This is a genomic window from Vibrio sp. ER1A (genome assembly GCF_000733315.1).
GTDB lineage: Bacteria > Pseudomonadota > Gammaproteobacteria > Enterobacterales > Vibrionaceae > Vibrio > Vibrio mediterranei.
Genome location: NZ_JPJA01000069.1, coordinates 1 through 2358, shown reverse-complemented (window position 1 = coordinate 2358; position 2358 = coordinate 1). Strand labels below are relative to the sequence as shown.

The following is a 2358-nucleotide window of genomic DNA, read 5'->3' as shown; positions in this document are numbered from 1 at the left end:
GGTTATCAATGTAAAATACTCTAGTGAAAATCCAGATATTCTAAAAGCCACTAAGGAAGCAACATTATTATTATCAAAACATTACAACTCTCTGGGAATGGAGAACATCTATATTCATGATTTGACGATAGGTTACAATAACATTGATGATATCATCAATAACCTATCCGATATTGATGACATTTATCGTCTTACGATGGGAGGTGGACGGTTTGGTGATGTTGCCATTATAGAGGATGAGCATTTTTCACTAGAGGCCAACATCGTAGTATTGCCTGTTACGGAAGATATTATTTACGAAGGCTATACTGCAAAAGAGTTGTTTGACCAGTACCACACTTTCTTCACTTCTCCGACTGCAAATGAGATCGCTGAAAAATGGATGAAAACAGAGCTAGAAGATCACTGTGTCAAACATGAGATAACAACAGGCGGTCAACCTTTTAGTCGGAATAATCTTGATCTATTTATTCCAAAAGAAGGAGCAGAGCTCAAACCATTACTTATTCATATTCATGGTGGTTACTGGCAATATACTCAGAAAGATATTTACATGCAGATAGCAAATTCATTTACTAGAGAAGATGTCATTGTTGCTAACTTAAACTACCCTCAAGCTCCTGATGCTACTTATCAAGAAATGATTGAATCAGTGAAAAAATCGGTACGCTATCTTTATAAAAACGCAGAAAAATGGGGAATAGACCGCAAACGAATCTCTATCGCGGGGCATTCTTCTGGTGCTCATTTAACAGCTTGCATGGGAATATTCAATTGGAAATATTTCGACCCAGATATGCCAGCTTCAATTTTCAAAAATGTCATACCATTTTCTGGAGGATATGATAAGAGACCCTATATCTATACAGCACAAAATTACCAATTAAAGATCTCTGAAAGTGATTTACCTTCTATGAGTCCATGCCACATGCCGTGTCATAGAGGTGCGAATTTTACACTGTATGTAGGCTCAAAAGAAAGTAGTGAATATATTTCTCAAACAGAGAAATTCTATCAACATTTATTGAAAAACAAGCTTACGGTAGATAGAAAAATCGTTGAACAAGGCGATCATTTTTCAATTATCGATGAGTTCTACACTCATAATGGCATGATTTTCAATGAAGTGTTGAAAATGATCTAATGTAAAAGTACCAAGGAGGGTACACTTTGTTGACGTAGGGTTAAGGTTGATCTAATACTTAGTCCGAAGTCTTCATTTTGGATTCAGTTTTCGATGGATATCAATCTACTTACGATATTTTGTAATGTTTATAAAAACAAAAGCTTATCTATAACGGCAGACGAACTGGACGTATCGACATCAGCTATAAGTCAATCAATAACAAAGTTAAAGGTCCATTTTAACGATCCACTTTTTATCAAAAGTGGAAAAGGAGTCTCTCCAACGGTTTTTTCTGACCAGTTGTATCTAGATGTTGCTCCAATTATGGATAACTTAAAATCAGTTATTAGCGTTGAAAAAAATTTTAATCCTCTTGAATCAACGAAAAGCTATAAATTTTCAGGGGCAAAGGATCTAAGTATATTATTGTATAGCAAGATTGAAAACATAATATCAAAACTTGCACCAAATATGTCTTTGAAGAGTGTTCATGAGTATGTTAACCAACAACAGAGATTTGATGATTTAAGAAATAGAAAAGTAGATTTTAGTTTTTCTTTGGTTAAGCCAGGTGATATTAGCTTGGATTTTATAGAGATCGTGCGTTCTCCTTATGTTTTAGTCTTCAATAGTTCACACCCTAGATTGTCCGAAAGAAAAGAAATATCAAAGGAAGACCTAGAAAGTGAGTTGATTGCTTCTCATATTGAGTCGACCCATTTAACGAACATAAACCTAAGATCTAATCATCTTTATCATAGAGTTGGATATCAGTTTTCGAGCAACATTGAAGGGCTAAGTATGGTGTCCAATAGCGACTGGATAATGTTTTCACCTAAGATATTTATAGATAACTGCAACGTTTCTAACATTGACTCTGTACCAAGTCCTATTGTCATTCCTGAAGGTCGTGCTTATCTAGTTTGGCATAAATCTAGTAGTGTTTCTAAGCCATTTAATTGGATAAAAGAACTCATTATTGATGAGTGTAAGAAAATTTCTTAGTTACTATCAACATTACAGAAAAAGCTCCATACAGCTGTCTTAGATTGTAGTTTTACGGTCGAACAATAGTTGTTTCGTAGTTAGCCAAAAGTCACTGCCGAATTTGTCACATACATGTTCTAGTTTGTAGGTAAACCACACATTTACTCACCTTATTGATGTTCTGACTAAATCAAGAAAGTTTAGGTGAATATTTTAGCTAGCAGGGTGTAACTATTCACCCGCGA

The 2358-nt window shown here is 34.8% G+C and carries 2 protein-coding genes; both read left to right on the top strand.

The features are described from left to right. A partial coding sequence (locus tag HW45_RS04735) for an alpha/beta hydrolase (RefSeq protein WP_038225303.1) occupies nt 1–1144 on the top strand: 1144 nt, incomplete at its 5' end. Between the two features lie 93 nt (nt 1145–1237). Beyond that, the gene (locus HW45_RS04730) at nt 1238–2131 is read left to right on the top strand and encodes a LysR substrate-binding domain-containing protein (protein ID WP_038225302.1); all 894 of its coding nucleotides are present in this window, start codon (nt 1238–1240) and stop codon (nt 2129–2131) included. Nucleotides 2132–2358: the final 227 nt, after the last annotated feature.